Here is an 11,528-nt window from a genome sequence, read left to right as displayed (position 1 = left end):
TAGGCGGGGCGGCATTGTTTGAGACACTAAGGAGGTGAATCGTGCATCGCTGGAGAAGCGCCCTGACGAAGTAGCAGCCATGTTCGACGACGTGGCGCCCAAGTACGACGTCGTCAACGACGTCCTGTCCCTGGGACAGACGCGCCGTTGGCGGCGCATCGTCGTGGACGCCGTCGGAGCGGAGCCGGGCCAGCGGGTACTGGACCTCGCAGCCGGCACCGGCACCTCGAGTGAGCCCTACGCGGACGCGGGGGTCGACGTCGTCGCCTGCGACTTCTCGCTCGGCATGCTGAAGGTCGGCAAGCGCCGGCGGCCGGACATCGACTTCGTCGCCGGTGACGCCACCAATCTCCCCTTCGCGGACAACTCCTTCGATGCGTCGACCATCTCCTTCGGGCTCCGCAACGTGAACGAGCCGAGGAAGGCCCTCGCCGAGATGCTGCGGGTCACCCGACCTGGCGGCCGGCTGGTCATCGCGGAGTTCTCGCAGCCCACCGTCGCCCTCTGGCGCACCACCTACACCGAGTATCTGATGCGCGCGCTGCCGGCGATTGCTCGCAAGGTCAGCTCCAACCCCGACGCCTACGTCTACCTCGCCGAGTCCATCCGCGCCTGGCCCAACCAGGATGAGCTGGCGGCCTGGATCAGCGACACCGGGTGGAACGATGTCGAGTACCGGAACCTCAACGGCGGGATCGTCGCCGTGCACCGCGCCTCGAAGGCGCCCGCGGCACCCGGCGACGAGCCGCTCCTGCCCGGGCAGGTCCGTCTACGGCGTCGCACATCGGCGGCGGACTAGGTGTCGGTCCTGATCGTCGGAGCCGGCCCCGCCGGTTCCACTGCGGCGTATTACCTGGCGAGCGCCGGCATCGAGGTCACGGTGCTCGAGAAGACCTGGTTCCCGCGCGAGAAGGTGTGCGGGGACGGCCTGACGCCCCGTGCCACCCGTGAGCTGCAACTCCTCGGCCTCCCGCACGACGAGAGCGAGGGATGGCGTCGCAACAAAGGACTCCGCCTGATCGCGGGCAAGCGCACCGTCGAGGTGCCCTGGCCGGAGCTCAGCGACTTCCCCGACTACGGGCTCGTCCGGACGCGCCTCGGTTTCGACGAGGCCCTCGCCGAGCACGCCCGTTCCGCCGGTGCAACCATCCTCGAGGGTCATTCGGTGTCGACCGCCCTGCGCGACGATAACGGCCGCGTCACGGGAGTGACGGTCAACCTGCTCGACGCCGACGGCCGCAAGACGGGTGAGAGACGCGATTTCACGGCCGACGTCGTCCTTGCCGCCGACGGCAACTCGACCCGCACCGCCGTCAGCCTCGGCATGCAGAAGCGTGACGACCGGCCCCTCGGCGTCGCCGTCCGCACCTATTTCACGAGCCCACGCACCAACGACGACTGGATGGAGGGCTGGCTCGAACTGCCGGATGCCACTGGGAAGCCGCTGCCCGGGTACGGCTGGGTGTTCGGCGTCGGCGACGGCACCTCGAACGTAGGCCTCGGCATCCTCAACTCGTCCGCCGAGTTCGGCAAGCTGGACTACAAGCAGGTGCTGCGCGACTGGACCGCCGGGATGCCGTCCGAGTGGGGTTTCTCCCCGGAGAACCAGGTGGGCGAGATCCGCGGCGCGGCCCTGCCCATGGGCTTCAACCGCACGCCGCACTACAGCCCCGGCTTGCTGCTGCTCGGCGATGCCGGCGGCATGGTCTCTCCGTTCAACGGTGAGGGAATCTCCTACGCGATGGAGTCCGCCCGGCACGCAGCCGAGTTCATCGAGCGGGCACAGTCGGTGTCCTCGCTGCTCGGACGCGACCAGGTGATGTCGGGGTACGCGCCGTACGTGCGCGCACAGTGGGGTAGCCACTTCACGCTGGGCCGCATCTTCGCCCAGCTGATCGGCAAGCCCGCGATCCTGTCGCTGGCGCTACGCACCGGCATGCCGATCCCGCTCCTCATGCGTTTCGTGGTGCGGATGCTCGCCAACCTGACCGACGCCGGAGGGCGCGGCTTCGAGGACCGCGTGATCCACCTGCTCGAGTCACTCGTTCCGCCCACGACCAACCAGCCGACCGTCATGGATTATCGGCGTGCGCACAGCGCCGTCCCACGTGGTTAGTCTTAGACCGTGACACAATCCTTCAACTCCGGGTGGGCCAGCGTGGGTCTCAACAGCGCGCTGGACACGGCAGACATCCCGGACGATGCTGACTCCCTCCGCCTGCCTCCAGGTTTCGCCCTCATCGCCGAGGACCCGGAACTGGGGCCGTCCGTCTCGTCGTGCCTGGCGGAGGTCGAGAAGCAGCTCCGCGGTGCCATCGCCAATTCCGATCCCCTCGCCGACGCCACGAGCCGCCACCTCGTCGAGGCCGGAGGCAAGCGCATCCGTCCCCTCCTGACGATCCTCGCCTCGCACCTCGGCAATCCGGCGCGTACGAAGGTCGTCCAGGCGGCCGTCGTCGTCGAGCTGACGCACCTCGCCACCCTCTACCATGACGACGTCATGGACTCCGCGCCCTACCGCCGCGGTGCTCCCACCGCGCACGAGGTGTGGGGCAATTCCGTGGCCATCCTCACCGGTGACCTCATCTTCGCCCGGGCCTCCATCCTCGTCTCGGAACTCGGCGGTGAGGCCCTCGGCATACAGGCCCGCACGTTCGAGCGTCTCTGCCTCGGACAGCTGCACGAGACAGTGGGACCGAGGGACGGCCAGGACGACCTCGAGCACTACCTCTCCGTCATCGCCGACAAGACCGGTTCGCTGGTCGCGGCTTCCGGGCAGCTCGGTGCGATCTTCGCGGACACCCCGCGCGAGGTGGTCGACATCATGGTCTCCTACGGCGAGAAGGTCGGCGTCGCATTCCAGCTGGCCGACGACGTCATCGACGTGACCGGACTCAAGGTCAAGTCCGGCAAGGCACCGGGGACGGATCTGCGCGAGGGTGTTCCCACGCTTCCGGTCATCCTGCTGCGCCGAGCCGCGGCCGCCGGGGATCAATCCGCCGCCGACGTCGTCGCCCTCGTCGACAGTGACCTCTCCTCCGACGAGGCCCTCGCCCGAGCGGTGGCAGCCGTCCGCTCCCACCCGCAGACACAGGAGGCCTGGGCCGTGGCGCAGCAGTGGGCGGACGACGCCGTGGCTGCCCTCGACCCGCTGCCCGAGAGCGTCGTCAAGCATGCCCTGGCGAGCTTCGCGCAGGCAGTGGTCAGCAGGGACGTCTAGCTCCGGCCGGCCCCTTCCGTACCTTGCGTCGGGCACGCTGGCCGCCGTCGTTCCTGCCTTCTGTGATTGGTTGCCTCGACGACCGGCGTGTTCCGTCGGGACACGCGCTTCGGGGTTGAAAGCCGGGACGACAGCAGGTTCGGTCGCCGGGCACGCTAGCCGCCATCGTTCCTGCCTTCTGTGATTGGCTGCCTCGACGACCGGCGTGTTCCGTCGGGACACGCGCTTCGGGGCTGAAAACCGGGAACGACAGCAGGCTCGGTCGTCGGGCAGGCTAGCCGCCGTCGTTCCTGCCTTCTGTGATTGGCTACCTTGACGGCCGGCGTGTTCCGTCGGGACACGCGCTTCGGAGCCGAAAACCGGGAACGACAGCAGTTTCGGTCGCCGAGCAGCAATCGTTCGACCAGGACACGACGATGCAGGAGGTTGTGCACATACCGTCTGCGCGGCCACAAGGGACGCGCAAGCGGCGTCTACTGGGGTTCGTGAGTCTTGAGGAAGTGCTGGGGTCCCTCGGTGGCGTGGCCCCTACCCATGTTCTCCGAGCAAGGGGCGTCAGTCGTTGGGAGATCGACCAGGGAGTCGATGGTGAGCGCATCACGCGTGTACGGCGAGGAGTACTTGCGTTGCATGACGCCGCGCCGGAGCTTGTGACGGCAGTACGTGAGCATGCGCGATTGAGTTGTGTGTCCGCCGCCTCCTACTACGATCTGTGGCGGATCCGTGAGCCGCAGGAGGTCCACCTCAGCCGGACGGATGGCGTCGATACCGCGTGCGTGAACCACCGCACACGGTCGGTTCCGGTGCATCCCCGACTGCCGTTGGTCGGTCTCGCCGATGTGCTGGTGCACGTTTTGCAGTGCCGACCTGAAGAGGAGTCCGCTCCCATCGTGGAGTGCGCACTCCGGCGTGGCCACACCGTGCCCTCCTTTCTCGAGGCGCGGCTACCCGGGCGGCGCAATGGGAAAGCTCGTTCCGCCCTGGCCAAGGTCGATTGCACCGCGGACTCCGCCGTCGAAGTTGTGGCTCGCCTGATCCTCACCGGTGCTGGTCTGGATGTTCGGTCCCAGGTCCCGATACCCGGTGTGGGACGGGTGGATTTCCTCGTCGAGAACTTCTTGGTGGTCGAGGTGGACGGCGCGGCATATCATTCCGACCGTCAGGCACTCCAACGGGATCTTCGAAGGAACAACACGACGATCATCGGGGGCTACGCCCTCCTCCGCTTCACGTACGAGGACGTCATATTCCACCCGGAGGAGCTTCTGGCGCAGGTGCTGCAGGTTCTCGGACGCCGGCCGGTCAGGTGAGGAACCGCCATCGTTCCTGCGTCCTGCTCGCGTCGTTGCTGGTACGCGGCGTGTCGTGGCCGACACGCAGCTGCGGGTCCGAAAACCACGAACGACGGCGGCATGACGGGTAGGGCTGCTCGCAACAGGGGAACGACGGCGGCGTGACGGGTAGGGCTGCTCGCAACAGGGGAACGACGGCGGCGTGACGGGTAGGGCTGCTCGCAACAGGGGAACGACGGCGGCGTGACGGGTAGGGCTGCTCGCAACAGGGGTTGAGGGAGAGCGCATCACGCGTGTACGGCGAGGAGTGCTCGCGTTGCGTGACGCCCGCGAAAGGGGCACACCTCGGAGCGTGTGCTACCTCGACGGCAGGAGTGCCCTCAGCTCGTCCGCTTTCCGCGCCCTGATCACGGGGTCGACGATCGGCCGCTTCGGCGTGAAGTAGAAGCCGTCGTCGTGCCAGCGCGGCAGGACGTGCTGGTGGTAGTGCCAGACGTGCTGGCTGCCCGCCGGTTCGTTGTGCTGCCGCGTCGAGACGCCGTCGGGCGCCCAGGCGAGCTTGATGGCGATCGCGATGTCGCGGGTCAGCGTCATGATGCGCGCGGCTGCGTCATCGGGCAGTTCGTACAGCAACTCGACGTGGGCGCGCGGGGTGACCAGCACATGGCCGGGGTTCGGCTCGAAGCCGTGCGAGGCGATGAACGCCAGCACCAGGTCATCCGAGTAGATGATGTCACCCGGGCGGCAGAGGTTCCTTGGGTTGCTGAAATCCGCTCGAGCCAGGTCGCAGAACGGGCACTGGTAGCCCTCGGGTGCGTGGTGGGCGAACTCCATCAGTCCTCCGCGTTCTCCTCGAAGACCCACTCGAAGAGGTCGAGCACGTACTCGCTGAAGGTGCCCTCCTCGCTCTGCCACTCGCCGCGGACGTTGTTGCGCCGCCAGACGATCGGGTCGGGGACGTCAAGCTGGTCAGCCTTCATGCCCCACGTGTACTCCTCGTCCTCGTCCTCGAGGAACAGGAGGAAGCCGTCCTCGACCTCCAGCTCGTCGGGATCCCAGAAGAAGTGGAACGCCTCCATGATGTCTTCGGTGGCTCCCACCGCACGGTAGAACTCCCGCAGGGCCAGGGGCAGTTCGAAGTCCTTGTCCGCGAGCATCTCGGACAGCTCGTCCTCGGTCAGTCCGTCTTCCTCGGCCCACTCGTCCTCGAAGTACTGGGGCACCAGGGCTCGGAATTTCTCGGAAAACAGCTCAGTCACAGGTACTCCAGGAGTGGTGGTGGGGGATGCTCCCATCCTAGCCGCCGCGTCCTGTGCGCGGGTCACCTCCGCGCGCTCCACGTCCGTGCTGCAAGGGGGGCGTGCCAGCCGTAGCGCCATGCCAGAACGCGGAAGGAGAAGACCAGCGAGGCAGCCAGGGTGCCCGTGACGAGGGTGAAGGTATCGGTCAGGTAGAGCACGGTGACGATGACGGCGCCCAGCATCGCGGGCAAGGCGTAGATGTCCCGCGGATCGAACAGCTGTGGGATCTCATTCGCGACGACGTCACGCAGCAGACCTCCGCCCACGGCGGTGGTCACGCCCAGCAGGACGGCGGACACGGGGTTGAGGCCGACGTCCAGTGCCTTGACGGTCCCCGTGATGCAGAACAGGGCAAGCCCGGCCGCGTCGAAGATCACCAGTACGCGCTTGACGCGCTCGACGCCCGAGAAGACGAAGTAGACCACGATCGTGGCCAGCAACGGAGGAAGCAGGTAGGCAGGGTTGGTGAAGGCCGCGGGCGGGACGTCGATGATGAGGTCCCGGGCGACGCCGCCGCCGAGGGAAGCGAGAGACGCGAGGAGGAGCGAACCGACGAGGTCGAAGCCCTTGCGCGCCGCGAGCAGGGAGCCGGACACGGCGAAGAAGAAGACCCCGAGGAGATCGGCGGCGAGGGCAACGTGCGAGGCTGTATCCATCTTTTCCTTCGGCGGGCAGAAGCGTCTCCGGGCTGGAGTGCGGCCGTTCGTCAACCGGCGGCACGAGGGCCCTGACCAGCATGACAGAGGCGGCATGGGCAAGGGGCGCCACACTAGGCTGGGCCCATGACGAGCGGATACGCAGCAGGCGCCGGAACAGTCGGACCGAGCACGAAGGACGGCTCGAGGGCCATGCGTATCGCGTCCCGCCTGATCGGCTACCTGCCGACCAAGCGGAACCTCAACGGCACCGACTGGGTCAACGCCAAGTACCCCGGCCGCACCTACCCGTCCATCGCCGCCATCCCCTGGACCTTCAAGCAGACGCACACCATCCAGGAGAAGAAGGTCGACGGCGTGCGCACCATCACCGTCCGGCCCCTGCTCGGTGCCACGAAATCTCACATCATCTATACGCACGGTGGAATCTACATCAACGAACTGGGGCGCCCGCATTGGTGGATCATCGCCGAACTGACGAAGCGAACCGGTGCCGCCGTCACCGTGCCGCTCTACCGGTTGGCGCCTGAGAGCACCTATCACGAGGCGTATCCCTACCTCGTCTCGGTGTACCGGGACGTCCTCCGCACGGCCGCGCCCGACGACGTGACGCTCATGGGGGACTCGGCCGGCGGCGGGCTCGCCATCGCGCAACCCTGGGCGTTCTCCGACGCCGGCCTGCCGCGACCGGGCCGCATCGTCGCCTTCTCACCCTGGCTCGATGTCACGGCAACCAATCCCGAGATCCCCAAGTACGACGCCGTCGACCCCATGCTCTCCGTGGCCGGCGGCGTGCAGGCCGGTCTCTGGTGGGCCGGTGGCGACGATCCGAGGACACCGCTGATCAGTCCTGCCTGCGCTCCGGACGACATGCTGGCCACGGTCCCGCCCACGCGCATCTACCAGGGTTCCCGCGACGTCTGCATGGCTGATGCGACAGTGTTCCGCGACCGGGCTGTCGCTGCAGGGGCGGACGTCACCATGAAGGTCTATCCTGGCGGGTTCCACGTCTTCCCGGCGTTCCCACGCCTCCCCGAGTCCAGGGAGGTCTATGCGGACGTCGCCGCGTTCCTCGGGCGGCCGCCGCTTCCCTGAGGGCGGGCCCGTTCCGGCTGACGGCGAAGAATGGAGTACGGGACGGCGACGTGTCACGCCGGGACGCGGTCTGGGAGAAGCCTCAGTTCTGGCCCGAGTCGCGGGACAGGACCCACACGTTGGTGTCACCCTGCCGTTCGACGGTGACCGTCGTGACGAGGGCCCGGATCATCGACAGACCACGCCCGGATTCGTCATAGTCCTCCAGCAGCGAGTCCTCGTCGAGCGGCGCTGATGCAGCGGCTCCGTCGATATCCGGCACCGGGTCATGCGCTGCTGCCCCGATCTCACTGATGACGGCGCGGAGACGCCCGGTTGCGACGGTCAGCTCGACGCCGAGGAGCAGTTCCGCGCCGTCAGCCGGAACACCGTGCTGAACCACGTTGCTGGCCGATTCGATCACGGCCGTGGTGAAGGCCATCTGGTCCAGCTGCGGTACGAAGGCGGCATCGATCCACAGCTGGTCCAGGACCCCGTGCAGATCCTCGATCGCCTGCTCGGTCGCGGGCTGTTCGAGGGCACGGCGGGCGAGGATGTCAGTCATTGAGGAAGGCTTCCTCGGGCGTCGCGTGCGGGGTGAGGACGCGATGCATGCTGGTGAGTTCCAGCACCATGTTGACCTGCGGCTGCACGGCGGCGATCCGCAGGTCGCCGCCGGACTGCCGTGCCAGCTTGAGGCAGCCGATGAGCGCGCCGAGTCCGGAGGAATCCATGAAGCTGGTGCCGGCGAGATTCACGACGATCCGCTTGCCACCCGCGCTCACGACCCCGTTGATGACCTCGCGCAGCTTCGGCGCAGCGACCATGTTGAGGCGTCCGGTTGCCGACACCTCGGTGTAGCGGCCCTTGTCCTGCGTGGTGAATTCCATGAGTACTTCCTTCTGGCGATGCCTGTCCGTGATCCTGGGTCGTGCCGTCGACGCGCTTGGTGCCCGAGCTGCCTCAGGCAGGCGAGCGCCGGAGGATGACGACGGTGACGTCGTCGGCCACCTCTGGGACGTCAGCCATATCGAGCAGCCTGCCGCATGCGTCCTCGGCTCCTGCTGCCGCCGTGACGACACCGGCGACGGCCTCGGTGAACTGCTCCACCGTCTCGTAGATATCCAGCAGGCCATCGCTCACGACGGCGAGCGAATCACCCGGCTCGAGGTGAACGGTGCCCGCGGACCAGGCCTGATCGGGCCAGGCACCGACGGGAGGACCGGCCGAGGGAAGCCTCACGACACTTCCGTCCGCTGCGACGTGCAGGGCAAGGCCGTGTCCGGCATCCACATAACCGACGACGCCGGTGGCGGCATCGAGCCGGCCGTGGAACAGGGTGACGAAGGAGCTGGTCTGTTCGAGGTCCGCCTCGGTGGCACGCGCCGCCGTGGCGAAGGCGGTCTCGATGCTCGGCTGTGTGGCGACGGAGCGCATGATCGCCCGCACGGTCGCGGCGATGAGGGCTGCGCCCATGCCTTTCCCCATGGCATCGGCGACGGTGAGATGCAGCCCGTCGGCAGTTCCGTACCAGTCGTAGAAGTCGCCTCCAACGCTCCGCGAGGGCCTGAAGCGGCCGCACAGCTCGTAGTCCTGCAGGGCGAGCTGGTCCCGGGGGAGGAGGTTCTGCTGTACCTCGGCCGCGCGCTGGCGCTCGTCCGCGTTCGCGACATCGGCAGCAGCCTGGCGGTTCTGGCGCCGGAAGAGGGAGTTGATGCGCGCAACCAGTTCACGCGGGCTGAAGGGTTTGCTGATGTAATCGTCGGCGCCGGTCTCGAGGCCGGTCAGGCGTTCGATCTCATCGGTGCGGGCCGTGATCATCAGGATGTAGGCGTCGGAGAAGGTGCGGACCTCGCGGCACACCTCCACGCCGTCACCGTCGGGCAGGTTGAGGTCGAGGGTGATGAGATCGGCCCCGGCCCGGGCCTTCTGCAACCCCTCGCGGGCCGTTGCGGCCTCGGTCACCTCGAAGCCCTCACGCTTCAGGATCTGCACGAGCAGACCCCGGATGTCGACGTCGTCCTCAACGACCAGTGCACGGCGGGTCTCGGGGGCGGCAGTCATGATCCCCATTAAACGCTACGGCGCGTGATCGCCGGGACGTGCCACGGACCTTCGCCCCGATCACCGCTTTGATGCGCGGAACTTGATGTGATCTTGAGGTCCGCGGAGCCGCCTGGCGCCCGCAATCAAGGGACAGCCGCGCTAGTCTTTTGGGGTCGGCGTGCCCGGGCCGCCGGTGCCGCTGTAGCGACGGAGATAGCCGGACGAGGGACGAGGGGAACGGCCAGTGGACAAGGTGCTCTCACACCTGACGCTCAACACCCGGCAGTTCCACGAGCTGACCATGCGTGCCCGCGTGGTCCTCAGTCAGCTGCCCCTCTCGCTTACCGTCGTCCTCGTCCTCGTGGGCGGGTTGTTCCATCCTGACCTCTTCGAGAGCCAGCCGTTCATGATCGGCGTCGGCCTACACGCCGTCCTGCTGGCGCTGTGCTTCATCGTGCCGTGGGACCGCTTGCCGTATGCCAGCTTCCTCATCATTCCGCTGCTCGACTTCATCCCCATCGGGCTCATGCGCCACGGCGCGGGAACCGTCATCACGGGCGTCGGCCTCCTCACGGTCTTCCCCGTGATCTGGCTGGCGGCATCGGGCCTGTATCCCCGAGCCGCCCTTGCCACGGGGTTCCTCGCATCGCTCGGGATCGTCTGGGTGCCGCTCTTCGTCGCGGACGCCGCGGTGAACTCGCAGTCCCTGACGCAGTCCTTCCTCCTGCCCTTCATCATGCTCGCCATCGGGATCACGATCCGCGTGATGACGGCCAGCATGATGGCCCAGCAGGCGGTCGTCGAGGAGAAGGACCACACCCTGCAGAAGCTCCTCGAGGAGAGTGCCCGCCGGGAACGGCTCCTGGAGACGGTGGTCAACAGCGTCGATATCGGCCTGATCGCCCTGGACGAAGCCGGTCGCCCCGTCCTGACGAACCGGAAGCTCGAGCAGTTCCGGGCGCTCGCCGGTGGGTCCGCCGACACCTCCGAAGCCGACCTGCGCATCTTCCAGCAGGACGGCTCGTCCGTCACGCCGGCGGCGAGGCGACCGACCCGGCGCGCGGCCGACGGGCAGGTGTTCTCCGACTACCTGCTGTGGTGGGGCGACCTGTCGAACCAGCGCGTGCTCTCGACATCGTCCCGTCTGATGACGAACCAGGCCGGGACCCGTGAGGGCTCGGTGGTGACCTTCAACGATGTGACAGAACTCGTCCGGGCCCTGAACGCGAAGGACGAGTTCGTGGCGACGGTGTCCCATGAGCTACGGACACCCCTGACCGCCATCCGGGGCTACCTGGAACTGCTCACCAGCATGCCCGACCTCGAGCCCGAGGTCGCCTCCGGCCTGGAAGTGGTGTCGCGCAACTCCGAGCGCCTGCACAAGCTCGTGGTGGACCTGCTGGCCACGGCGGAGGGACCACCGGAGATCACCCCGGCCCCCACCAACTTCTCCGATCTCGTCGGGCGGCGCGTCGCGACGGCCGAGGAACGGAACAACAATCCGCTGGTGCACTTCGAGAATCACACAGCGCCCGACCTCGTGGCGCTGTGTGATGCCCCCAGGATCGGCCAGGTCCTGGACAACCTGCTCTCGAACGCCATCAAGTACTCTCCCGGCGGAGGCCGCGTGACGGTCAGCGCCGCAGAGGTCGACGGCGAGGTGGAGTGCAGCGTGACCGACCAGGGCAGCGGCATGTCGGCGGAGGAACTCCGGGGGGTCTTCTCGAAGTTCTTCCGGACGTCCGCGGCGCGGAACGCGGCGATTCCCGGCGTCGGCCTAGGCCTGGCGATCTCCAAGGCCATCGTCGAACGCCATGGTGGAACGATCACCTGCCGGAGCGTGGAAGGTCAGGGCTCCACGTTCACCTTCCGGCTCCCGCTCGCGCACGCCGACCAGGATCTCCAGACCCAGGAGAGTTAGCGCCCCGGCGGTACCACG

Annotated in this window: 12 protein-coding genes; 6 read left to right on the top strand and 6 right to left on the bottom strand. The window is 67.5% G+C overall.

What is annotated here, in order from left to right:
• Positions 1-34 precede the first annotated feature (34 nt).
• The 4 genes from D6T63_RS01210 (at position 35) to D6T63_RS01195 (ending at position 4,530) form a co-directional block, all read left to right on the top strand.
• On the top strand, positions 35-799 hold the full coding sequence (locus D6T63_RS01210) for a demethylmenaquinone methyltransferase (RefSeq protein WP_120147197.1): 765 nt from the start codon (positions 35-37) through the stop codon (positions 797-799).
• Positions 800-2,116 (top strand): geranylgeranyl reductase family protein, encoded by a 1,317-nt coding sequence (locus tag D6T63_RS01205; RefSeq protein ID WP_120147196.1) that lies wholly within the window; start codon positions 800-802, stop codon positions 2,114-2,116.
• A gap of 9 nt (positions 2,117-2,125) precedes the next feature.
• Complete coding sequence (locus tag D6T63_RS01200; protein ID WP_120147195.1) at positions 2,126-3,220, top strand: polyprenyl synthetase family protein; 1,095 nt, start codon at positions 2,126-2,128, stop codon at positions 3,218-3,220.
• Between the two features lie 686 nt (positions 3,221-3,906).
• Positions 3,907-4,530 (top strand): endonuclease domain-containing protein, encoded by a 624-nt coding sequence (locus D6T63_RS01195; RefSeq protein WP_235830518.1) that lies wholly within the window; start codon positions 3,907-3,909, stop codon positions 4,528-4,530.
• A gap of 339 nt (positions 4,531-4,869) precedes the next feature.
• Here D6T63_RS01195 and D6T63_RS01190 read toward each other — a convergent pair whose 3' ends face one another.
• The 3 genes from D6T63_RS01190 to D6T63_RS01180 all read right to left on the bottom strand — a co-directional run bounded on the left by D6T63_RS01190 (position 4,870) and on the right by D6T63_RS01180 (position 6,469).
• Entirely contained in the window at positions 4,870-5,346 is a 477-nt protein-coding gene (locus tag D6T63_RS01190) for an HIT family protein (protein WP_120147193.1), read from the bottom strand.
• Complete coding sequence (locus D6T63_RS01185; RefSeq protein WP_120147192.1) at positions 5,346-5,771, bottom strand: hypothetical protein; 426 nt, start codon at positions 5,769-5,771, stop codon at positions 5,346-5,348. The genes D6T63_RS01190 and D6T63_RS01185 overlap by 1 nt, the downstream gene beginning before the upstream one ends.
• A 62-nt stretch (positions 5,772-5,833) precedes the next feature.
• A complete protein-coding gene (locus tag D6T63_RS01180) occupies positions 5,834-6,469 on the bottom strand; it encodes a trimeric intracellular cation channel family protein (protein WP_120147191.1) in 636 nt (211 codons plus the stop codon).
• A 126-nt stretch (positions 6,470-6,595) separates the two neighbouring features.
• On the opposite strand from D6T63_RS01180, the gene D6T63_RS01175 reads away from it, so the two are divergent.
• Positions 6,596-7,564, top strand: coding sequence for an alpha/beta hydrolase (locus tag D6T63_RS01175; protein ID WP_120147190.1), 969 nt, complete (start codon positions 6,596-6,598; stop codon positions 7,562-7,564).
• Between the two features lie 82 nt (positions 7,565-7,646).
• Here D6T63_RS01175 and D6T63_RS01170 read toward each other — a convergent pair whose 3' ends face one another.
• The 3 genes from D6T63_RS01170 to D6T63_RS01160 form a co-directional block, all read right to left on the bottom strand.
• The gene (locus D6T63_RS01170) at positions 7,647-8,108 is read right to left on the bottom strand and encodes an ATP-binding protein (protein ID WP_120147189.1); all 462 of its coding nucleotides are present in this window, start codon (positions 8,106-8,108) and stop codon (positions 7,647-7,649) included.
• Entirely contained in the window at positions 8,101-8,433 is a 333-nt protein-coding gene (locus D6T63_RS01165; protein ID WP_120147188.1) for an STAS domain-containing protein, read from the bottom strand. The genes D6T63_RS01170 and D6T63_RS01165 overlap by 8 nt, the downstream gene beginning before the upstream one ends.
• Before the next feature lie 73 nt (positions 8,434-8,506).
• Complete coding sequence (locus D6T63_RS01160; protein ID WP_120147561.1) at positions 8,507-9,607, bottom strand: SpoIIE family protein phosphatase; 1,101 nt, start codon at positions 9,605-9,607, stop codon at positions 8,507-8,509.
• A 226-nt stretch (positions 9,608-9,833) separates the two neighbouring features.
• Between D6T63_RS01160 and D6T63_RS01155 the strand changes: the two genes are divergently transcribed.
• Complete coding sequence (locus D6T63_RS01155) at positions 9,834-11,510, top strand: sensor histidine kinase (protein WP_235830472.1); 1,677 nt, start codon at positions 9,834-9,836, stop codon at positions 11,508-11,510.
• The last annotated feature ends 18 nt before the right edge of the window (positions 11,511-11,528 follow it).

This window comes from Arthrobacter cheniae, from assembly GCF_003602275.1.
GTDB lineage: Bacteria > Actinomycetota > Actinomycetes > Actinomycetales > Micrococcaceae > Arthrobacter_D > Arthrobacter_D cheniae.
The sequence above is the reverse complement of the archived record's forward strand: the minus strand, read 5'-3'. Positions and strand labels throughout refer to the sequence as shown.